This is a genomic window from Cypionkella sp. PAMC25878 (assembly GCF_058135695.1).
Map to the genome: position 1 here is coordinate 218,465 of NZ_CM176871.1, position 21,343 is coordinate 239,807.

A 21,343-nucleotide genomic window follows, 5' to 3' on the forward strand; every position below is an offset into this window, starting at 1 on the left:
TGGCCATTCAAGCCTGAAAAACCGCGCCCGTGCAAGCGCCTGCTTTAGCTGCGTTGTGGTGGCCAAGGCCTCATCGCATCGGCGGCGATCCAAGCGGTGATCCAATCCGGCATAACCGGGCTTTCGGTTGGATAGCCCAGCGCCGCGATCACCTCATATGGCTTCACCATCCCCGCCTTCGAGATGAACGCGTAGCGCAGCAGCATATGGCTTGTGCATTCATCGCCGCGCCAGAAACTCTGCTCAATATAGCCGAAACGATCGTCCCAGCCGACCACGCGGCTAACTTGCGTGATCTTCTGAAACACTGTCACCCGCTTGCGATAGCGCGTGGTGTTGCCTGCGACCGTGATGCCCCAGCCGTTGGCCTTGGCGACCTTTTCAAACCCCATCCGCACCGACATCGGAATCCGCCCCAGATCGAACAGGGTCAGGGTGCGACCATTGTTCAACTCGCGCCACGGGTCCAAATCCCACGGCCAGATGCGATGGCTGCTGATATGCGCGTCAAACAGGCCAAGGGGTGGCGCGTTGCGAAACTTCCAAAGCTCTTTGGCCATGCGAATATAGGGATACATCGGGCACCTCCGCCGCCTGAACTGCCTTTTGTCGCGGCAATCGTCAACCAAAACGCTGCGGAAAGCATTGCCCTTTTGGGGGTGGAGCGTTACCTCTGCCACAATCCCTTGTGGTTGGAGCCAATGATGACCTCTGTGTTGCAGATTTTGCTGATGGTGCTTGATATCGCCAAATGGATCATTCTGATCCACATCATCATGAGCTGGTTGATCAATTTTCAGGTGCTGAACCTGCGGCAGTCTTTAGTCGCGCAGATCTGGTATGGTCTGAACCGCCTGCTCGACCCGATTTACAGCCGGGTCAGGTCGATTTTGCCGAACACGCCAGGGCTGGATCTTGCGCCGCTGATCGTGTTGCTGGCGATTTATGCGCTGCGGATCGTGGTTTATAACAATATGTTCAGCTTTTCCTGATCTGATCGCATCAGCGCCCATGTCGCGCGAAGAAAGCCCATGCCCGCACCGCAAGACCTTCTGCATTCGATCTTCGGCTTCTCCGGCTTTCGCCCCGGTCAGGAAGAAATTGTCGATGCGGTGATGGCGGGGCGCAACACGCTGGCGATCATGCCAACGGGTGGCGGGAAGTCCTTGTGTTTTCAACTGCCTGCTTTGTGTCGCGATGGAGTCACTGTGGTGATCTCACCGCTGATTGCCCTGATGCGGGATCAGGTGCGGAGTTTGAAGGAAGCGGGGGTTGAGGCGGGGGCGCTGACCTCGGGCAATACCGAGGAGCAGACCGAGGAAGTCTTTGCGGCTTTGGATGCCGGGCGGCTGAAGCTTTTGTATATGGCGCCCGAGCGGTTGGCTTCTTCTGCCACTCTGCCGCTGCTGCGCCGAATCAACTGCACGATGATTGCGGTGGATGAGGCGCATTGCGTCAGCCAATGGGGCCATGATTTCCGCCCGGATTACCTGCGGATCGGCGAATTGCGTCGCGCCCTGAACGTGCCTTTGGCCGCGTTTACCGCCACAGCAGACGAAGAAACCCGCGCCGAAATTGTCACGCGGTTGTTTGATGGCAAAGCGCCGGAAAGCTTCCTGCGTGGCTTTGATCGCCCGAATATCCATCTTGCTTTCGCGGTGAAAGACAGCCCCCGCGACCAGATTTTGCGCTTTGCTGGGGCGCGGCGGGGGCAATCCGGCATCGTCTATTGTGCGACGCGGGCGAAAACCGAAACGCTGGCGCAGGCTTTGAAAGCCGAGGCGCATTCCGCCTGTTTCTATCACGGCGGCATGGATGCCGAGGATCGCCGCCGGGTTGAAATCCGCTTTCAACAGGAAGACGGGCTGATTGTGGTGGCGACGGTGGCCTTTGGCATGGGCATCGACAAGCCAGATATCCGCTGGGTTGCGCATGCCGATCTGCCGAAGTCTATCGAAGGCTATTATCAGGAAATCGGCCGGGCTGGGCGCGATAGTGCTCCGGCGGAAACCATGACGCTGTATGGCCCGGATGATATCCGCCTGCGCCGCACCCAGATTGACGAAGGTGCCGCCCCGCCCGACCGTAAGGCGGCTGACCACGGGCGGCTGAATGCGCTGCTCGGTCTGGCCGAGGCGATGGCCTGTCGGCGCCAGGTGTTGCTGGGCTATTTTGGCGAAGTCTCTGAGCCTTGCGGCAACTGCGATCTCTGCCAGCGCCCCGCACAACTGTTCGACGCCACCGATGCGGTACGCAAGGCACTGTCCGCGATGCTGCGCACGGGTGAGTGGTTTGGCGCAGGCCACCTGATTGATATTCTCACTGGAAACTCCACCCCAAAGGTACGCGAAAAGGGCCATGACCAACTGCCAACCTTTGCCGTGGGCCGTGACCTATCGAAACCGGCTTGGGGGGCGGTGTTCCGCCAGATGATGGGGCGCGATCTTGTGCGACCGGACCCGGATCGTTTCGGCGCGCTGCGCATGACCGACGCGGCCCGTCCGATCCTGCGCGGTGAAGCCTCGATCACGTTGCGCAAAGATACCATCGACAAAGCCCTGCCGCGCTTGGCGATTAAAACGCAGGTGTCTGAAGAAGACGCCAGCCTGCTTTCGGCGCTGAAAGCCAAGCGGCGGGCTTTGGCCGAGGCGGCGGGCGTGCCTGCCTATGTGATCTTCGCTGATAAGACTCTGATCGAGATGGCAGAAGTCCGACCTGCCACTCTGGATGCAATGATGGGCATCACTGGGGTGGGCGCGAAAAAACTGGAAAGCTATGGCTCGGCGTTTTTGCAGATCATCACTGGAGCGGCAGCTGTACCTATGCACCCGGCGCGGCGGGCTTTGGCTGGGCGGGATGCGAGTGCTGTGTATGATCGGCTGAACGAGGTGCAACTGGAACTCGCGCGTGGCGAGAATGGTATCGGCAAGCATCTGTCGTGCACCCAATCCACCCTGCGCCATATTGCCGAGCGGCGGCCTTCCACCTTGGCGGAATTGGCGGATATTCAGGGCATGGGCGATCAGAAAATCGACCGCTTCGGCACCGCTTTCCTTGATGTTTTGCGCGAGGCCTAATGCCCGCTATGTCTTGCCGCGAAGGAGCGCGCCCATGCTGACCGTGATTTCCCCCGCCAAACGCCTGAATGAAACGCCGCATCCGACCGATGTCGCCGCAACCAAGCCGGATTTCGCCGCCGATGCGCTGCGTTTGGCGAGGGTTGCGGGGGGCTTGAGCGTGGAGCAACTCTGCGCGCTGATGGATATTTCGCCTGCGTTGGGGCGGTTGAACCACGCGCGGTTCAAGGCATTTCGCGGCGATGCGCCCGGTCAACCCGCCGCGTTTACCTTTGATGGTGATACCTATGCGGGCCTTGAGGCACGGCGAATGGAGCCGGATAGCCTGCTCTGGGCGCAGGGGCATTTACGGATTTTGTCGGGGCTTTATGGACTGTTGCGACCATTGGATGCGATCCAACCGTATCGACTGGAGATGGGCAGCAAGTTGGCAAATCCGAAGGGCGCGGATCTTTACGCCTATTGGGGCAGCAAAATCGCCAAAGCTTTGAACACGTTGGCTGCCGAGCAGGGGGCGAAGGTACTGATCAACTGTGCCTCGGCGGAGTATTTCGGCGCCGTTGATCTGAAAGCATTGAAGCCGTCGGTGGTGACTCCGGTATTTCTGGAGGAGCGCAATGGTGAGGCAAAAGTCGTCAGCTTTTGGGCGAAGAAGGCGCGGGGCGCGATGGCGCGGTTCGTCAGCCAGCACCATCTGACCGACCCCGCCGATCTGCGCGGCTATGATCTGGGCGGCTACACCTATCACCCCGCCCAATCGGACGCGACACGGTTGGTTTTCTCGCGCCAAGTCGCTGCCCCTGCTTAGGCGGCCTGTTCTGCGGCGCTAATCGGGCGCACGAAGCTGGGGCAGAAATCTGTCAGCGTTTCGGCAATCGCGCCCTTGCGCAAGGGTTTGGTCATGTAGCGGTCGATGCCAGCGGCCAAAATTCCTTCGGCATCGCCATCCATCGCATGGGCAGTCAGGGCGACGATCGGCACATGGGTTTTGCCATCCTCTAGCGCGCGGATGGCGCGCGCAGCGTCGCGACCATCCATTTCGGGCATGGAAATATCCATGAAAATCAAATCCGGCTTGAAGCTTTGGAACAGGGCCACCGCCTCCACCCCGTTGTTGGCAAAGACCAGTTCGAGGTCGATCTCGCGGACCATTTTCTGAAACACCAGTTGGTTGGTGCGGTTGTCTTCGGCCGTCAACACGCGCATCTGCCGACGTTCGGCCTGTGGCACAGCTTCGACAACGGGCGGAGCGTCGGGTACGGGGGCCGCCAGCGATTGCAGCCGACGATACAGATCAGCCCGCAGGATCGGCTTTTGCAATGTCGCCGTCAGATGTTGCGCGCCCTCGCCCTCACGCGCATTGGCGGGGCTGGACGATAGCAGCAGGATAGGGGTTTCGATCCCCTTAGCACGGATGCGGGCGGCCAGCGTCAGACCATCCATCTCGGGCATCTCGTGGTCGGTGATGATGGCGTCAAAGCTGCCGCTTTCCAGCGCCAACAGGGCCTCAGCGCCCGAACGACACAAAGTCACGGCGATGCCACAGGGCACCAGTTGACGCTCGAGAATGGTGCGATTGATGAACTGATCATCGACAACCAGCACGCGGTTCACCGTGATCGGCAGACGCGGCTCCTCGGCGTCTTCGGCAATCGGCAGCGGGATACGGAAGCCAAAGCAAGCGCCCTTGCCCAGATCGCTGTCAACCCAGACCTCACCCTGCATCCGTTCAACCAGCCGTTTGGTGATCGCCAGACCCAGACCCGTGCCCTCAAACTTGCGGTTTGACTGGCTTTCCACTTGGTTAAATTCGCCGAAGATATGCGCGAGGTTTTCTGGCGCGATGCCGATGCCTGTGTCTTCAACAGTGACGTGCAAATCTTGTTCACCCATCTCGCCCTCTAGCCCGACAACGCGGATCAGCACATGGCCTTTGTCGGTGAATTTCACCGCATTGCCGATCAGATTGGTGAGAATCTGCCGCAATCGTCCCGGATCGCCGATGTAGCGGGTGGGCAAAAACATGTCGAAATCAATCATCAGATCGAGTCCCTTTTCCCGCGCACGCGGCTGCAACAGCATGGCGATCTCGTGGATTGTGCGCTCCATATCAAAGGGTTCGGGATGCAGCGTCAGCCGCTCTGCCTCGATTTTCGAGAAATCGAGGATATCGTTGATGATCACCAACAAAGCTTCGCCCGACGAGCGGATGGTTTCGGCGAACAGGCGCTGTTCTTCGGACAAGGTGGTGTCGCAGAGCAGTTCCGCCATGCCAACCACGCCATTCATCGGGGTACGAATTTCGTGGCTCATATTCGCCAGAAAGGCTGATTTGGCGCGGCTGGCAGCTTCAGCGGCCAACCGGGCGGCCTCCAGCGCCACCTGCTGCGCTTTCAGGTGGGTGATATCCACCCGCAGACCAACCCGCCCCCCATCCGGTGTGGCGTGATCCTGCGCTCTGATCCAGCGACCATCGGCAAGTTGTTGTTCGACCGGCGCTCCGGGGTGGCGGTGTTGCGCCAAGCGTTCGGGCAGCCACTCAGCTTCACGCCCCATGGCATCCAAATGCTGGCCATGATCCAGACCATAAAGCAGAATATCTTCAAACTTCGCGCCCGGCACGATGGCGGGGGCCGAAGCCGAATAGATGTCGCGGTAGCGTTGATTGCAGGTCAAAAGACGTTCCTCTCTGTCAAACAGCACAAAGCCATCGGGAATAGCCTCAATGGCGGCCCAGATTCGCATTTGTTCGGTGATATCCAGCGCAAGGCTGACCATGTCGCCGTCGCGGGCGCGCTGATCGACCATCCGCACCCAAGTGCCGGTCTTGAACTGTACCGTGATTGGCTCGATGGCTTCGGCTTCCCAACGGGCCAGCATATCGGCAACCCAGACGTCTGGGGTAAGCGCGCCCAGTTCCACCAGCCCCCCCTCTGCCACGATGCACAAAAGATCGGCATAGGGCAGGCCCGGCACGATTTCGGGGGCATTGAAGGCGGAAAGATAGGCCGCGTTGGCGGTGATCAGCTGCTGGTTGGAATCGAACACCGCAAAGCCGTCTTTGATGGTGTTGATGCTGTCCCACAGCCGCCGCTCTGCCATCACGGCCATCGTATGCGCGCGGTCAAGATCTTCGACAAAGCGGGATTGCTGACCCTTCAACTGTTCAGCCTCGGTCAGCGCTGATTTCACCACCTGACGTTGTTCGACAATCTGGTCGGATAAAGCCCGCGCGTGCAGGCCAAGCTTGGCATTGGCTGCAAACAGCTCGCGGCTTTTTTGCTCAAGCAACCGCTCTGCCGCCAACCGCGCGCGCCTTTCTTTTGCAAGCCGTTCTGCGAAATCCATGCCGCCCCGTCACATTCTGTGCATCCGCGCGGCAGGCCGCACATAAGTCTTGGGCAATTTGGCGCAACAAAATGAATCATGGATTAAGATGACAAGTTTTGTTGTGCGGATCAGATGTCTTGCCAACGCGGCGGCCCACATGCGACAGTCGATCCACTGATTTCAGGGAGGATTTTGGCGATGCACGTTAGGCTCGGTCGTGCCCTTATGGGCGCTTTTGTAAGTTTGTTCATTCTGTCGGCGATGCCTGCGGCGGCGCAGGATCTGATTCCCGTCAAGCGTTTGGTTCTCAGCGAAAACACTGACATGCCGGGTGGCGATATCGCGTCGATTTTCGACACCACGCTGGACGCTTGCCAGCGCGCCTGCCTAACCAATAAGCTCTGCAAGGCTTTCACCTTCAACACCCGCAACGGATCATGTTTCCCGAAATCCAAAGTGGGCGAAGCTGCGGCGTTTGACGGTGCCTATTCTGGAATTGTACTGGAAGCCGAGAAGGGTGCGGAAGATCGCGCCAAGGCCCGCCACACTGAGTTGAATTTCGTGCAGGATTGGGAGCTTGCGGGCATTACCGATCAAGCAGTGCAACTGGCCAACACCCACACCACCAACGGTTATTCCGCCGAAGATCATCTGGGTGCCGCCGCTGATGCAGAGGCGAATGGCGATTTCGCGCTGGCCAGCAATTACGCAGGAGCTGCGCTGAACCTGACCGATTCTGCTGATGGCTGGGCTGAATATGCTCGGCTGTTGCTGGCGGCAGGGCAAAAGGCCAATGATCGCAGCTATTTGGATCGGGCGTATTATGCCTCGGTCAATGCTTTTCTGCGCTCGGACAACAAGGCCCAGGAACACACGATTCTGTTGACGATGGGCGATGCGCTAGAGGCGACCGACCGGGGTCGCGACAAGGTGCAGGCGTTGCGGCTGGCGCAGGCGTTGCAACCGCGCGACGACACCGCTTTGGCGCTGGACGATGCGATTGGCAAATATGGCTTTCGGATTGTTGATAATGTGGTTGTCACCGACACCGCCCGCCCGCGCATCTGCGTGAATTTCTCGGAGGCTTTGGCGAAATCGGGCGTCGATTATGCCACTTATGTGCAACTTCCCAGCGCCGGCCTGACCGTGACCACTGACGGCTGGCAGCAGCTGTGTGTCGAAGGCGTCACCTTTGGCTCGCGCAACACCATCACCTTCCGCGAGGGCCTGCCGTCTGCCGATGGCCAAACCCTCGCAAAATCCATCGACGTTACTGCCTATGTGCGTGACCGCAATCCCGGCGTACGTTTTCCGGGCCGGGGCTATGTTTTGCCGCGCACTGGGACTGCTTTGATCCCGGTTGAGACGGTGAACACCGAAAAGCTGGAATTGTCGCTGTACCGTGTGACAGACCGTAACCTGTTGCGGTCTTTGCAGAATGGTTATTTCGGCACGCCGATGGCGGATTATCAGGAATATGATTTCTCGAGCCAGATCGGTTCGGAAATCTGGAAGGGTGTCGGTTCCGTCAAGCAGGATGTGAACGTTGATGTCACCACCCGCTTGCCTTTGGATGAGGCGCTGAAGGACCAACCTGCTGGCATCTATGCCCTGAAAGCGGCGGTGCCCGGCGTGGATCCCTATGTGGTGCCTGCGGGCTGGCAGTGGTTTGTGGTGTCGGATCTGGGCCTGACCACAATGTCAGGCGTTGATGGCCTGCATGTGTTTGTGCGCAGCCTTGGCACAGCTGCGGCGAAAGACGGTGTTTCGGTTGATCTGTTGTCCACCACCAACGAGGTTTTGGCGAGCACAAAGACCGACGCGCAGGGATATGCCAAGTTTGACGCCGCTTTGGCGCTGGGCACCGGTGGACAAGCTCCGGCGATGATCGTGGCGCACGATGGCGACAGCGATCTCGCATTTTTGTCGCTGACCGATCCGGAATTTGACCTTTCAGATCGCGGTGTGGCTGGGCGTGAGGCAGCACCTCCGGTGGATGTGTTCCTAACCACCGATCGCGGGGCTTACCGCGCGGGGGAGACGATTTATGCCACCGCTTTGGCCCGCGATGCCGAAACCGCTGCGATTGAAGGCCTGCCGCTGACGGCGATCTTGAAGCGCCCGGATGGCGTTGAATACTCCCGCGCGCAAGTCGCCGATGCGGGGGCTGGCGGCCATGTGTTTGCGCTGCCTCTGGGGGGGTCTGCCCCGCGCGGGCTGTGGACGCTGGAAGTTTACGCCGATCTGGAAGCGGCGGCTTTGACATCGCAAACCGTGTTGGTGGAAGATTTCCTGCCCGAACGGATCGACTTCAAACTGGCACTGGCGGATCAACCGATTCACTTGGGTGATGTGCCGCAGATGACGGTGGATGCGAAATATCTGTTCGGCGCGCCCGGTGCTGATCTGGCCATCGAGGGCGAGGTTCTGCTGCGCGCCGCGAAAGAGCTTGAGGCTTGGCCGGGCTATGTCTTTGGCCGCTACGACGCGCCTTTTGACGCACAGCTTTCGTCGTTCGGTGACATTCGCACCGATGCAGATGGCAAGGCCACGGTCGATCTAACCTTGCCCGAGGTTGAAGACCCCGGCCGCCCGCTGGAAATGCGCGCGACAGTGCGTGTGGCCGAAGGCTCGGGCCGCCCGGTGGAACGCAAGATCACCAAATTGCTGGCCCCGTCGTCTGATCTGATCGGTATCAAGCCGATGTTCAACGATGTGGTGCCGGAAGGTTCGGAAGCGGCGTTCAGCCTGATCGGTATTGACGCCGATGCCAAGCCTGCTGCGATGAAGGTAAAGTGGACGATCACCCGGATTGAGACAGATTACCAATGGTATCAGAGCAATAGCTCGTGGAACTGGGAGCCCGTCACCACCCGCAGCAAGGTGGCCGAAGGCACAGCTGATCTTGGCTCTGAGCCCACCAAAATTTCGGCCCCGGTGCAATGGGGCGAGTACGAGGTTCTGGTAGAGCGCACCGATGGCGCGCCTGCGGCCACCTCGACCAGCTTCTATGCGGGATGGTATGCGCCCGCTGATGCCACGGATTCGCCCGATACGCTGGAATTGTCGCTGGACAAGCCAAAGTATAAATCCGGCGATACCGCCAATCTGCGCATCGTGCCGCGCGCTGCTGGCACGGCATTGATCACGGTTCTGTCGAACCGTCTGGTGTCGATGCAGGCGGTTGAGGTGAAGGAAGGCGAGAATGTGATCCCGCTGAGTGTCACCGATGAATGGGGTGCTGGCGTTTACGTCACCGCATCCGTGCTGCGCCCGATGGACGTGGCCGCTGGTCGCAACCCGGCCCGCGCGTTGGGTCTGACCCATGCCACCATCGCCCCCGGTGCGCGTGCGCTCACAGCTTCGATCGAAACCGCCCCCGAGGCCGCCCCGCGTGGGCCATTGGATGTGGCGGTGAAGGTGGATGGCGTCGAGGCGGGCGATACCGCTTACGTCACCATTGCCGCCGTCGATCAGGGCATTCTGAACTTGACCGGCTTCCAGCCACCACACCCGCAAGACCACTACTTTGGCCAGCGCAAACTGGGAGTCGGTATCCGCGACATCTATGGCCGCCTGATTGACGGCATAAATGGCGCAGAAGGCTCGGTCCGCTCGGGTGGCGATGCGGGAGCGCAAGCGCGTCTGCAAGCACCGCCCCCGACAGAAGAACTGGTCGCCTATTTCGCAGGCCCGGTTCAGGTTGGCGCCGATGGCTATGCGCGCACCTCGTTCACCCTGCCTTCGTTCAACGGCACGGTGAAGGTAATGGTCGTGGCGTGGTCGAAGAAGGGTGTCGGCCAAGCCAGCGCCGATGTGCTGGTGCGCGATCCGGTTGTGGTGACGGCATCCTTGCCGCGCTTCATGCAGCCGGGGGACCAATCGCGTCTGCTGTTGGAAATCGTCCATGCGGCTGGGCCATCAGGCCGGATGTCGCTGGATGTATCTTCGGCGGGGTTGAAGCTGGGCGATGTGCCTTCGGGCTTTGATCTCGGTGACAAGGCCAAGGCCACCTTTGCCATTCCGGTGACGGCGGATGCCATCGGCAACCAAACGATTGAGATCGCTTTGACCACGCCAGACGGAAAGGTTTTGAAGAAAACCCTGACGGTTCCGGTGGAAATCAACGATCCTACCGTGGTGCGGGTCAGCCGTCTTGATCTGAAGAAAGGTCAGGAATTCACCTTTGATTCCAACGCTTTTACAGGCCTGGTCCCCGGTTCGGGTAAAGCCACGATGGCTATCGGCCCGATCGCCCGCCTGAACGCCCCCGGTGTTTTGGCGGCGCTGGATGCCTACCCCTATGGCTGCACCGAGCAGATTACCTCCAAAGCCCTGCCACTGCTGTATTTCGATCAGGTGGCCGTTGCGATGGATCTTCCGGGGTCTGACAACATCAAGCTGCGGGTGGAACAAGCGGTCGCGGAAGTGTTGACCAACCAATCCTCTAACGGCTCTTTCGGCCTGTGGGGGCCGGTCGAAAATGGTGGCGATTTCTGGCTGGATGCGTTTGTCACCGACTTCCTCAGCCGGGCGAAAGCGCGCGGTTATGCGGTGCCGGATCAAGCCGTCCGCAGCGCGCTGGACAACCTGCGCAACCAAGTCAACTATCAGGCCGATTTCGACACCGGAGGCGAGGCTTTGGCCTATGCGCTGATGGTTCTGGCGCGTGAAGGCGCGGCGGCCGTGGGCGATCTGCGCTACTACGCCGATGTGAAGGGCGATGCGTTCAGCACGCCTGCGGCGATGGCACAGCTTGGCGCGGCTTTGGCGAGCTACGGCGATCAACCCCGCGCCGATGCAATGTTCCGGCGTGCGGGCGTTGCTTTGGAAGCGCTGAAAGGCCCCGAGAAAGAGCAGATCTTCCGCGCTGACTACGGCACCAACTACCGCGATGCGGCGGCAGTGCTGGCTCTGGCGGCGGAGTCTGGCTCAAAGGCTGTGGATCAAGAAGCGCTGACGTCGCGCATCGCAACCACCTCGGCCTTGTCAACGCAGGAAGCGACATGGGCGCTGCTGGCCGCCAATGCGCTGATTGATCGCAAGGGCGCGGATGGTATTTTGATCGACGGCGCACCGGCTTCGGGGCCATTGGTCAAGGTGTTGGATGCGGCAAATACCGCACCGGTGGTGGTAAAAAACACCGGCGATAGCGACACTACGCTGACCGTCACCACCTATGGCGTGCCGTCTGAACCGGAACCCGCAGGCGGCAACGGCTATGCTATAACGCGGAACTACTACACGATGGAAGGTGAGGCGACGACTTTGGATGGTCTGACGGTCGGCACTCGGCTGATTACCGTGCTGGAAGTCACGCCGTTTGGGCGAGGTGAAGCGCGGTTGATGGTCAGTGATCCGCTGCCTGCTGGCTTTGAAATCGACAACCCGAACCTGATGTCCTCGGGGTCGGAAGCGCTGTCGGAACTAGGCTTGGAAACCGAAGTCGCGCACAGCGAGTTCCGACAGGATCGGTTCCTGACCGCAATCGACCGTTACAGCAATGAGACGTTCCGGTTGGCTTATGTGGTGCGCGCGATCTCTCCGGGCACGTTCCACCAGCCCGCAGCCTCGGTTGAAGACATGTATCGGCCCGACCTGACGGGCCGGACCGGTGCGGGCACCATCACCATTTCCGAGTGATGGGCGCGCGGTTTCTGTTTGTTTTGGCGGCGAGTTTGGGGCTCGCCGCCTTTTCAAATGACACGCTGAATCAATGGGTTGACGAGACGGTTTTACCACCGTTGCAGGTGGAAACCTCGGTTGAGGTCTTAGACCGCAACGGCGCATTGCTGCGGGCCTACACGGTGGCCGATGGGCGCTGGCGGCTGGATGTGACGCTGTCGGATGTGGACGCGGATTATATCGCGGCGTTGTTGACTTATGAGGATAAACGGTTTTTCCAGCATGGTGGAGTTGATCCGCAAGCGCTGCTGCGTGCCGTTTTGCAGGCGATTTGGAACGGGCATGTGGTGTCGGGCGGCTCTACCCTGACAATGCAGGTCGCGCGGCTGTTGGAGGAAGGCACCACCGGCCAAATTGACGGCAAACTACGGCAGATGCGGGTGGCGATGGCGCTGGAGCGGCGGCTGTCGAAACAGGAAATTCTGTCGTTATATCTGCATCTTGCACCTTATGGTGGCAATCTGGAGGGTATCCGGGCTGCAACGCTTTCGTATTTCGGCAAAGAACCTTTGCGGCTGACCCCGTCTGAGGCGGCGTTGCTGGTGGCGATCCCGCAAAGCCCGGAGACCCGCAGGCCGGATCGGTCGGTTGAACGCGCGACGGATGCGCGGGATCGGGTTTTGGCGCGGGCGTTGCGGGATGGGTTGATTGACGACGAGCAGATGCGGGCGGCACGGACAGAGGTGGCGCCGAGCGTGCGACGGGCTTTCCCAGCGTTTGCGCCGCATATGTCCGACCGGATTATCGCGGAAGAACCGGGGCTTAAGCGGCATCAACTGACGTTGGACAAGACCTTGCAGACCAAGTTGGAGCGGTTGGCTGCGGATGTGGTGGCCAGCCGGGGTGATCGGTTGCAGGTGGCGATTGTGGTGGCGGATCACGCCTCGGGCGAAGTGCTGGCCTCGGTGGGGTCGGCTGCGTTCAGGGCGGATCGCAGGGCCGGGTTTGTGGATATGACGCGGGCGATCCGCAGCCCCGGATCGACGCTTAAGCCTTTGATATATGGGTTGGCTTTTGATGAAGGCCTCGTCCACCCCGAGACGTTGATCGACGATAAGCCCACGGATTTCAATGGCTATAAGCCGCAGAATTTTGATCGGCAATTTCGTGGGACCATTCGGATCAGAGAGGCGTTGCAGGAGTCGCTGAACATACCCGTCGTGGCGCTGACCGATGCGGTGGGGCCTGCTAAACTATTGGCGTCGTTGGATAAAGCTGGCGTGAAATACGATCTGCCGGGGGGGCAGCCGGGGTTGGCGATTGCTTTAGGGGGCATCGGGGTTTCGCTCGAAGATATGGTGCAACTTTACGCCGCCATCGCTAGGGGTGGGGTTTCGCTGCCACTGACCCACCAAATGAAGGGGCAACGCGAGGAGGGACAGCGGGTGTTATCGGCCTCAAGTGCTTGGCAGGTGGGGGATATTTTGGCGGGCTTAGCGCCGCCGCCCGGTGCGCCGGAAAATCGGCTGGCTTACAAGACCGGGACCAGCTATGGCCACCGTGATGCTTGGGCGATCGGGTTTGATGGCCGCAACGTGATTGGCATCTGGATGGGGCGACCGGATGGCACGCCTGTGCCGGGGGCGTTTGGGGCGGATTTGGCGGCACCGGTTTTGTTTCAGGCCTTTGCGCGACTGAAACGGAATCTGGACCCGCAACCAGAGGCTCCGCCTGCTACGCTATTAGTTTCAAATGCAGAACTGCCACAACCTTTGCAGAAATTCCGCAACCGCAATGCGGCGTTTCAGCCGGATAAGGACGGGCCAGCGGTGGCTTTTCCGCCTGATGGCGCGGAAGTAGAGATGCTGCCAGAGGGGCTTTTGGTACGGGTTTCGGGCGGTAAAGCGCCCTATACTTGGCTAGCAAATGGGGTGCCTGTGGCGATCTCATTAGGCTCGCGTGAGGTGATGTTGGGCAGTTTGGGGCGCGGATTTGTCACGCTTTCGGTGATTGATGCGATGGGTAGATCGGCCCGCACCAAGGTGCGATTGCGTTAAACGCTAACGAAACCTTTCCAGTATGGAAAGCGGCCATATAACTTACGCCCGCTCAATCGCCAAAGCGATGCCCTGACCGCCGCCGATGCACATGGCGATCAGCGCAGTTTTGCCCCCCGCACGTTCCAGTTCTGCCAGTGCTTTGGCGACCAGTATCGCACCCGTGGCACCCACCGGATGGCCCAAGGCAATCGCGCCGCCGTTGGGGTTGACGCGGGCCGGATCGAGGCCGAGGGCTTGGGTCACGGCAATTGCTTGGGCGGCGAAAGCCTCGTTCGATTCCACCACGTCGAAGCTGTCGGGTTTGACCCCTAGCTTGGCACAAAGCGCCTGAACGGCGGGGATCGGACCAAGGCCCATCACTTTGGGATCAACCCCTGCCACCGCGCAGCCCATGACGCGGGCGCGAGCTTGGCCCGGGTTGCCGCGCGACAGGATCATGGCTGCCGCGCCGTCGTTGATACCCGAGGCATTGCCCGCCGTGACGGTGCCATCCCTGGCAAAGACGGGGCGGAGGTTTGCTAGTGCTTCAAGCGTGGTGGCTTTGGGGTGTTCATCTTGCGCGAAGATGGTGTGACCTTTGCGGCCCGTCAGTTCAATCGGGGCGATCTGGTCGGTGAAGCGGCCTTCCGCAATCGCGCGGGCGGCGCGGTTTTGCGATTCCAAAGCGAAGGCGTCCTGGGCCTCACGCGTCAGGCCGTAAAGTGCGGCGACATTCTCGGCGGTGATGCCCATGTGCCCGGTGCCGAACGGGCAGGTCAAAGCGCCCGTCATCATGTCGAGCATCTTGGTATCACCCATCTTTTGGCCAAAACGCGCGGTTTGCACGGCATAGGGCGCGCGGCTCATGCACTCCGCACCACCAGCCAAGGCAATTTCGGCATCGCCCAGCAGCAGCATTTGCATGGCTGAAACAATGGCCTGCGCGCCAGAACCACATAGCCGATTGACGTTCATCGCGGACGTGGTTTCGGGCACTCCGGCCTGCATCGCGGCGACGCGGGCCAGATACATATCGCGCGGCTCGGTGTTGATGACATGGCCAAAAACCACGGTGCCGACCTGCCCCGCCTCGATCCCTGCCCGCGCGATGGCGGCTTTCGCGGCATGGGTCGCGATATCGATCGGGGGCATGGCGGCGAGAGAACCGCCAAAGCTGCCGATTGCGGTGCGCGCAGTGGAGAGGATGAAAATGTCGGTCATGGCTGGCCTTTAAGGTTTAACGCGATCCGGATGCGCGGCGGCGATGGCAGGAATTTCACGCAGGTTTGCCACGATCTTTGCTGTTTGGGGGAAGGACGTCACGTCAATACCAACCCGCTCGGCATTATAGATCTGTGGTACAAGGCAAAGATCGGCCATCGTCACGCTATCGCCATGGCAGTAGTGAGCTTCGGTGGTCAGCATCGCCTCAAAAGCGGTCAGACCTTTGGTAATGTAATGGCGGGTCCATTCTTCACTGGTCATCACCCCCATTGAACCTACGTGATCACGGACGGTCAGATTGCAGACTGGGGCGATCTCCATTGCAATCGCGTAAGACAAAGCGCGGACATGGGCGCGGGCCGCGGGATCTTTCGGCAGCAAGCTGCCGCGCGTTTCATCCAAATACTCAATGATCGCAAGGGATTGCGTTAGCCGCAGGCCGTCAATGTCGAGCGTCGGCACCAACCCCTGTGGATTGCGCGCAACATTGTCAGCCCCACGTTGTTCACCTTTCACCAGATCGACCGGGTGGCTTTCATAGCGCAGATTCAGCAGGTTCAGCGCCATCCGCACGCGGTAAGCGGCGGACGAGCGCCAGTAGTCGTAGAGCTTGATCATTTTTCCTCCAACAGACGCAGCAAGGCGGCACGAAACAGCGGGGCATCCGCCCCAATCTGGTCCAAGATTTGTGTTTGATACGCGTCGGCAATCGGCACGATGCGGGCGATCAGATCCTGGCCTTTCGGGGTCAGCCGCATATCCAGCAGGCGACGGTCCTCAAGGTTTTCCCGCTTTTCGATCAGACCCGAGGCCTCTAATCGCGCCGCAGCCCGGCTGACCTTGGATTTGTCCATATCGACGCGCGCTTGGATCTCACGCACTGACACCTGATCAACCTGCGCCAGGTGCGCCAACACCCGCCATTCGGGGATCGTCAGGCCAAACTCGGTGCGGTAAAGCTCGGCAAAGCCCTTGGAAATCCGGCTGGCGACGACGGCCAACTGGTAGGGTAAGAACGCGGAAAGATCGAAACTCATCATCAAGCCTCATGTTTTACCTAAGCCTGCCTGCTGGTGGGGAATTTCGCAAGCGCGTACGGTTGACAGTGCAATGCGGGCGGGGGACACCATGCGCGGCAAACCGGAGATCCCCTTGCGCGACCTGATCAAAACCAATGCGGCGCTGCTGGGGATCAGCATTGCCAGCTTCATTCTGATGGGCGCGGGCACAGCGCTATATGGCCCGGCGCTGCCAGTATTTGCGCGCGTATTTGATATCCATATCGGCACGGCAGGGCTGCTGATTTCGGCGCATTGGATCGGGTGTTCGATCGGTGTGGGGACGATGTTCTTTGTTGGCGCGCGCGCGACGCCCCGGCATGTGGTGATGGCGATGACACTGGGTGCGGCACTGATGGCGCTGGGGGCCAGTTGGGCGCTGACGGTGCTGGGGGCGGTGCTGTTCGGCGCGGGTTATGGGGCGGCCACGGTGGTGTTTAACCCGCGGATGCTGCGGGCGTTTGGCGCACGCGGGCCAGCGATGCTCAGCCTATTGAACGCGACTTTCGGCATCGGAGCCATTGGCGCGCCACTGGTCTTCGTGGCTTTGGGCAATGATGCGGTACTCAGCTTTACCATTTGCGCCGTGATCGGCGTGGTGATCACCGCCTGTGCCGGGCCTGCAGGGCGCGATGCGACGGTGGTGGCCAGCGACTCAGCCACACCATTCCGGCTGAACCTGCCAATCCTGCTCTTCGGTGCGGTGGCGATCAGCGTTGAGGCCTGCCTGACCGGGCTTGGCCCCACTGCCCTGATCAACGCGGGCCTATCCGAGACCTTGGCAGCCCAACTGCTGTCGGCGTTCTTCCTTGCTTTCCTAGCCGCCCGTCTTTGCCTGATGTTCATGGCAGGACTGCTGCCCGCCTTCACGCTGTTCACCCTATCGCTGGCCGGGGCCTGTATCTCGGCCCTGATCGCCGCCTTATGGCTGCCCGGCGCGGGTTTTGTTGGCTTGGGCTTCTGCGCGGGCATGTTCTTCCCCACAGAATACGTCACTGCCACCCGCAAGATGGGCAACAACGCCCGCGTCGCCCCAACCATCATCGGCGCGGGCCTCGTGGGCGGGGTCTTTGCGCCGCTGCTGATGTCGCCGTTTCTGGAAACCATGGGCCAGCGCGGGTTTTTCTGGGTGGTCGCCTGCACCACTGGCCTGCTGTTGCTTGGCGCTTTGGCCAATCTGCGTTCTATGAACAGCTAACCTTCATTAGTGAATTTTTCTGATGGCGGATATCCCTCTTGACATCGTTGCACTTGCAACAATATTTTCCTGCCATAGGTTAAACCCGATTCTGCACCGCGAGGCCGCCATGAATACCCAAAGCCTGCCCTCGGGATTGACCCGCGCTGTGACACCGGTGGGCACGCACGCCCACTACATGCCCGGCTTCGGCAATGACTTTGAAACCGAGGCTTTGCCGGGCGCGTTGCCGCAGGGCATGAACTCTCCGCAGAAATGCAACTATGGGCTTTATGGCGAGCAGCTTTCCGGCACCGCCTTCACCGCGCCGAGCCACCAGAATGAGCGGACATGGTGCTACCGCATCCGTCCCTCGGTGAAACATACGCATCGCTTTGAAAAAATTGATATTCCTTATTGGAAATCCGCTCCGCATATCGACCCGGATGTGATCTCACTCGGACAATACCGCTGGGACCCAGTGCCGCATTCCGACGCTGCGCTGACGTGGATTACCGGTATACACACAATGACGACGGCGGGCGATGTGAACACCCAAGTCGGCATGGCGAGCCACGTTTACCTCGTCACCCAGTCGATGCAGGATGAGTATTTCTTCAGCGCCGATAGCGAGCTTTTGATCGTCCCGCAGCAAGGTCGCCTGCGGTTTTGCACGGAATTGGGCGTGATTGACCTAGAGCCGCAGGAGATCGCCGTGATCCCGCGCGGGCTGGTGTATCGGGTTGAGGTGCTGGAAGGCCCCTGTCGCGGCTTTGTCTGCGAGAATTACGGACAAAAGTTCACATTGCCCGGACGCGGACCGATTGGCGCAAATTGCATGGCCAATCCGCGCGATTTCAAGACCCCGGTAGCAGCGTTTGAAGACCGCGAAGTGCCGTCCTCGGTGGTGGTGAAATGGTGCGGCCAGTTCCACCGCACCCGCATCGGCCACAGTCCGCTGGACGTGGTGGCGTGGCATGGCAATTATGCTCCTGTGAAATACGATCTGCGCACCTATTGCCCGGTCGGCGCTATTCTGTTCGATCATCCAGATCCGTCGATTTTCACGGTTCTGACCGCGCCTTCGGGCGTTGAGGGCACCGCAAACATTGATTTTGTGCTGTTCCGCGAACGTTGGATGGTCGCTGAAGATACCTTCCGCCCGCCGTGGTATCACAAGAATATCATGTCGGAATTGATGGGCAATATCTACGGCATCTACGACGCGAAACCCAAAGGCTTTGTGCCTGGCGGGATGAGCCTGCACAACATGATGTTACCGCACGGCCCAGACAAGCAGGCATTCGAGGGCGCATCAAACAAGGTATTGAAGGCCGAAAAGCTAGAGGAAACCATGTCCTTCATGTTTGAGACCCGCTTCCCGCAACATCTGACTGCCTTCGCCGCCAAAGAAGCTCCGCTACAGGATGATTACATCGACTGTTGGGAGAGTCTGGCGAAAAAATTCGATGGCACGCCGGGGGTGAAATGAGAGCTGTGGTTTCACTGGTAGGAAAACTCTGCCGACTTGACAGCCACATCGGCTTGCCCGCATCCCTAGGCCTTGGGCCGCAGGCATGGGAGAGCGCGCAATGAAACTGCTGAAATCTTGGGTGGAAAGCGCGAATTCCGCGACAACCGACTTCCCGCTGAACAACCTGCCTTGCGGCGTGTTTTCCCTTGCCGATGAACCGGCGCGCTGCGGAGTGGCCATCGGTGACTTCATTCTCGATGTGAGCGCTTTGGAAGCCGAAGGCCTGCTAAAGCTAACCGATCACCCGCTGTTCGACGTGCCATTTTGGAATGAATTTATGGAGGCTGGCCCCAGCATCTGGGCCGAGTTTCGCGCCCAAGTCACCGCAATGCTCATCGAAGGGGCCAGCAAGCGTTGGGTGGTCGAAGATCATCTGGTGGCGATGGGGGGTGCCGCGCTGCACTTGCCGTTCATTGTCGCCGAATACACCGATTTCTACGCCGGCCGTCACCACGCCACCAATGTCGGCACCATGTTCCGCGGCGCAGAAAATGCACTGCCCCCGAACTGGCTGCATATGCCGATCGGGTATAATGGCCGCGCCTCGTCGGTCGTGGTTTCCGGCACCGAAGTCCGCCGCCCTTGGGGCCAGTTGAAAGGCCCAGAGTTTGACATGCCGATCTTTGCGCCTTCACGCCGCTTCGATATCGAATTGGAAATCGGCGCGATTGTTGGGCAAGCTTCCGAGCATGGCCTGCCGGTGACGGTGGCTGAAGCCGACGCGATGATCTTCGGTTATGTTTTGCTAAATGATTGGTCTGCCAGAGATATTCAAGCTTGGGAATATCAACCGCTCGGCCCATTCCAGGCCAAAGCCACCGCCACCAGCTTAAGCCCGTGGATCGTGATGAAAGCGGCACTAGAGCCGTTCCGCACCACGACCCCGCCGCGTGAAGTCCCACTTCTGCCGCATCTGCAAGAGCCGGGACCGATGCTGTACAACGTCGCGCTAGAGGTTGGACTTACGCCTGAAGGTGGTTCTGAAGCCATCATCAGCCGCACCAACTATGCGGAAATGTACTACTCTGCACCGCAGCAACTGGCGCATCACACGACCTCTGGCTGCCCAATGAATGTCGGAGATCTTCTGGGATCAGGCACGATTTCAGGCGCCACCAAGGACAGCCGGGGCAGCCTTCTGGAACTGTCTTGGGGTGGCAAAGAGCCCTTCGCGATTGCTGGCGGGACTCGGAGCTTCATCGAGGACAATGACACATTGACCCTACGCGGAGCTGCGCTGGGAGACGGATATCGGATCGGGTTTGGCGCGTGTTCGGGCAAGGTGATCCCGGCCTTCGCGGACCTCTATGCAAGGAAGAATTGAATGACTAAGGTGTTTGCATCGCAGGGCGATCTGACCGAAAAAAAGACCTCATTCGTCAAAATCGGTGACGGAATATACGCCTTCACTGCCGAAGGTGATCCGAATTCCGGTGTGATCATCGGCGATGAGTCGGTGATGGTGATTGAGGCGCAAGCGACGCCACGACTGGCACGCAAAGTAGTGGAATGTATCCGGTCCGTCACCGACAAACCGATCAGCCACTTGGTACTGACGCATTATCACGCTGTACGCGTTCTGGGTGCCAGTGCTTATGGCGCAAGGGAAATCATTATGTCTGGTGCTGCGCGCGGCATGGTGATGGAACGCGGACAAGAGGATTGGGACAGCGAATTTGGCCGCTTTCCCCGACTGTTCCAAGGGCATGAGGAGATCCCCGGACTGACCCTGCCGACCACCACGTTTAGCGATCAGATGACGGTCTACTTGGGCAAACGCCGCGTCGACATCATGCATCTGGGCCGTGCACATACCGCAGGGGATGCGGTGGTTTGGGTGCCAGATTCCGAGGTGATGTTTACCGGCGATATCGTCGAGTATCACTCAGCCTGCTACTGCGGCGACGGGCATTTTGCCGATTGGACCGACACTTTGGCAAACATTGCGGCCTTCGATCCGGCGGCGATTGCACCGGGGCGCGGGGATGCGTTGATCGGCAGGGAAGTGGTGGGCAAAGCCATCGCCTCGACTGCGGATTTTGTGCAAAGCACCTACCATCCGGCGGCGAAAGTGGCGGCGCGGGGGGGCAGTTTGAAGGAAGCTTGGAGCGCGGTGCGAGCCGAATGTGACTCTAAGTTCGCAAATTTTGCAATCTATGAACACTGCTTGCCGTTCAACGTCGCGCGCGCTTTTGACGAGGCGCGCGGGATTGAAACGCCACGCGTGTGGACGGCCGAACGCGACCGCCAGATGTGGGCAGATTTGCAGGGGTAATACG

At 59.9% G+C, this 21,343-nt stretch carries 14 protein-coding genes; 9 read left to right on the forward strand and 5 right to left on the reverse strand.

All coding sequences use genetic code 11. The annotated features are described in order from the left end of the window. Positions 1-44: 44 nt before the first annotated feature. Complete coding sequence (locus ACS5RD_RS01090) at positions 45-578, reverse strand: acyl-CoA thioesterase (RefSeq protein WP_054008420.1); 534 nt, start codon at positions 576-578, stop codon at positions 45-47. A gap of 126 nt (positions 579-704) precedes the next feature. Here ACS5RD_RS01090 and ACS5RD_RS01095 point away from each other — a divergent pair, with 126 nt between their 5' ends. From ACS5RD_RS01095 to yaaA, 3 genes are read left to right on the forward strand one after another with little or no spacing between them, the layout of a single operon-like run. Further along, complete coding sequence (locus ACS5RD_RS01095; RefSeq protein ID WP_054008421.1) at positions 705-992, forward strand: YggT family protein; 288 nt, start codon at positions 705-707, stop codon at positions 990-992. A 39-nt stretch (positions 993-1,031) separates the two neighbouring features. Beyond that, the gene (gene recQ / locus ACS5RD_RS01100; RefSeq protein WP_489929624.1) at positions 1,032-3,077 is read left to right on the forward strand and encodes a DNA helicase RecQ; all 2,046 of its coding nucleotides are present in this window, start codon (positions 1,032-1,034) and stop codon (positions 3,075-3,077) included. 34 nt (positions 3,078-3,111) lie between these two features. Continuing rightward, the gene (gene yaaA / locus ACS5RD_RS01105) at positions 3,112-3,885 is read left to right on the forward strand and encodes a peroxide stress protein YaaA (protein WP_489929625.1); all 774 of its coding nucleotides are present in this window, start codon (positions 3,112-3,114) and stop codon (positions 3,883-3,885) included. On the opposite strand, the gene ACS5RD_RS01110 is transcribed toward yaaA, so the two are convergent. Next, on the reverse strand, positions 3,882-6,425 hold the full coding sequence (locus ACS5RD_RS01110) for a hybrid sensor histidine kinase/response regulator (RefSeq protein WP_489929626.1): 2,544 nt from the start codon (positions 6,423-6,425) through the stop codon (positions 3,882-3,884). The genes yaaA and ACS5RD_RS01110 overlap by 4 nt on opposite strands. A 207-nt stretch (positions 6,426-6,632) precedes the next feature. Here ACS5RD_RS01110 and ACS5RD_RS01115 point away from each other — a divergent pair, with 207 nt between their 5' ends. Beyond that, positions 6,633-12,050, forward strand: coding sequence for an alpha-2-macroglobulin family protein (locus ACS5RD_RS01115; protein ID WP_489931432.1), 5,418 nt, complete (start codon positions 6,633-6,635; stop codon positions 12,048-12,050). Then, positions 12,047-14,089, forward strand: a complete 2,043-nt coding sequence (gene pbpC / locus ACS5RD_RS01120) for a penicillin-binding protein 1C (RefSeq protein ID WP_489929627.1) — start codon at positions 12,047-12,049, stop codon at positions 14,087-14,089. The genes ACS5RD_RS01115 and pbpC overlap by 4 nt, the downstream gene beginning before the upstream one ends. A gap of 42 nt (positions 14,090-14,131) precedes the next feature. Here pbpC and bktB read toward each other — a convergent pair whose 3' ends face one another. The 3 genes from bktB to ACS5RD_RS01135 are packed head-to-tail and all read right to left on the reverse strand — an operon-like array spanning position 14,132 to position 16,332. Next, entirely contained in the window at positions 14,132-15,292 is a 1,161-nt protein-coding gene (bktB, locus tag ACS5RD_RS01125; protein ID WP_489929628.1) for a beta-ketothiolase BktB, read from the reverse strand. 9 nt (positions 15,293-15,301) lie between these two features. Beyond that, a complete protein-coding gene (gene maiA, locus ACS5RD_RS01130; RefSeq protein ID WP_489929629.1) occupies positions 15,302-15,913 on the reverse strand; it encodes a maleylacetoacetate isomerase in 612 nt (203 codons plus the stop codon). Next, a complete protein-coding gene (locus tag ACS5RD_RS01135; RefSeq protein ID WP_054008428.1) occupies positions 15,910-16,332 on the reverse strand; it encodes a MarR family winged helix-turn-helix transcriptional regulator in 423 nt (140 codons plus the stop codon). Before ACS5RD_RS01135 ends, maiA begins: the two co-directional genes overlap by 4 nt. A 91-nt stretch (positions 16,333-16,423) precedes the next feature. Here ACS5RD_RS01135 and ACS5RD_RS01140 point away from each other — a divergent pair, with 91 nt between their 5' ends. The 4 genes from ACS5RD_RS01140 to ACS5RD_RS01155 all read left to right on the forward strand — a co-directional run bounded on the left by ACS5RD_RS01140 (position 16,424) and on the right by ACS5RD_RS01155 (position 21,339). Then, on the forward strand, positions 16,424-17,551 hold the full coding sequence (locus tag ACS5RD_RS01140; RefSeq protein ID WP_489929630.1) for an MFS transporter: 1,128 nt from the start codon (positions 16,424-16,426) through the stop codon (positions 17,549-17,551). Between the two features lie 109 nt (positions 17,552-17,660). Further along, positions 17,661-19,022: a homogentisate 1,2-dioxygenase gene (hmgA, locus tag ACS5RD_RS01145; protein ID WP_489929631.1), complete on the forward strand. Its 1,362-nt coding sequence runs from the start codon at positions 17,661-17,663 to the stop codon at positions 19,020-19,022. Between the two features lie 100 nt (positions 19,023-19,122). Further along, positions 19,123-20,388: a fumarylacetoacetase gene (gene fahA / locus ACS5RD_RS01150; RefSeq protein ID WP_489929632.1), complete on the forward strand. Its 1,266-nt coding sequence runs from the start codon at positions 19,123-19,125 to the stop codon at positions 20,386-20,388. After that, positions 20,389-21,339, forward strand: coding sequence for an MBL fold metallo-hydrolase (locus ACS5RD_RS01155; protein WP_489929633.1), 951 nt, complete (start codon positions 20,389-20,391; stop codon positions 21,337-21,339). The last annotated feature ends 4 nt before the right edge of the window (positions 21,340-21,343 follow it).

Coding starts and splice junctions, on each gene's coding strand:
- ACS5RD_RS01090 (WP_054008420.1), bottom strand. CDS start 578: ATGTATCCCTATATTCGCATGGCCAAAGAGCTTTGGAAGTTTCGCAAC.
- ACS5RD_RS01095 (WP_054008421.1), top strand. CDS start 705: ATGACCTCTGTGTTGCAGATTTTGCTGATGGTGCTTGATATCGCCAAA.
- recQ (WP_489929624.1), top strand. CDS start 1,032: ATGCCCGCACCGCAAGACCTTCTGCATTCGATCTTCGGCTTCTCCGGC.
- yaaA (WP_489929625.1), top strand. CDS start 3,112: ATGCTGACCGTGATTTCCCCCGCCAAACGCCTGAATGAAACGCCGCAT.
- ACS5RD_RS01110 (WP_489929626.1), bottom strand. CDS start 6,425: ATGGATTTCGCAGAACGGCTTGCAAAAGAAAGGCGCGCGCGGTTGGCG.
- ACS5RD_RS01115 (WP_489931432.1), top strand. CDS start 6,633: ATGGGCGCTTTTGTAAGTTTGTTCATTCTGTCGGCGATGCCTGCGGCG.
- bktB (WP_489929628.1), bottom strand. CDS start 15,292: ATGACCGACATTTTCATCCTCTCCACTGCGCGCACCGCAATCGGCAGC.
- maiA (WP_489929629.1), bottom strand. CDS start 15,913: ATGATCAAGCTCTACGACTACTGGCGCTCGTCCGCCGCTTACCGCGTG.
- ACS5RD_RS01135 (WP_054008428.1), bottom strand. CDS start 16,332: ATGAGTTTCGATCTTTCCGCGTTCTTACCCTACCAGTTGGCCGTCGTC.
- ACS5RD_RS01140 (WP_489929630.1), top strand. CDS start 16,424: ATGCGCGGCAAACCGGAGATCCCCTTGCGCGACCTGATCAAAACCAAT.
- hmgA (WP_489929631.1), top strand. CDS start 17,661: ATGAATACCCAAAGCCTGCCCTCGGGATTGACCCGCGCTGTGACACCG.
- fahA (WP_489929632.1), top strand. CDS start 19,123: ATGAAACTGCTGAAATCTTGGGTGGAAAGCGCGAATTCCGCGACAACC.
- ACS5RD_RS01155 (WP_489929633.1), top strand. CDS start 20,389: ATGACTAAGGTGTTTGCATCGCAGGGCGATCTGACCGAAAAAAAGACC.